Source organism: Paraburkholderia sp. SIMBA_053, assembly GCF_046534895.1.
Classification (GTDB): domain Bacteria; phylum Pseudomonadota; class Gammaproteobacteria; order Burkholderiales; family Burkholderiaceae; genus Paraburkholderia; species Paraburkholderia caledonica.
The window spans coordinates 1-257 of the sequence record NZ_JAWRXU010001089.1 but is presented as its reverse complement, the minus strand read 5'-3'; the positions used below and the strand labels follow the sequence as shown (position 1 = coordinate 257).

The window sequence follows — 257 nt, the reverse complement described above, 5'->3', positions numbered from 1 at the left end:
CCTGCGCGGGGACGCTCTGCACGAAGCGGCTGAGGCTGTCGAAGCCCGGTTCGCCGAGCGCGGTGTAGTTGGTTGAGGCCTGCGTCAGGCGCATGAAGGTTTCGCCCTGATCGACAGGGCGGATGTCTGTGGCGTGGCCGTAGCGCGGGAAAAGCAGGAGTGCAGGCGTGGCGGCACGATCCAACGCGGCGATGGCTTCCTCGCGCGGGCGCAGGTGGCGGATGTCGCCTTTCGCGGTGGCGGCGAGGCGCGGGCCG

The 257-nt window shown here is 70.4% G+C and carries 1 protein-coding gene; it reads right to left on the bottom strand.

Annotation, left to right across the window (positions count from 1 at the left end; translation table 11 throughout):
- The coding region (locus tag SB753_RS38985) for a hypothetical protein (RefSeq protein WP_410805408.1) at positions 1 to 257 on the bottom strand (257 nt) is incomplete at both ends.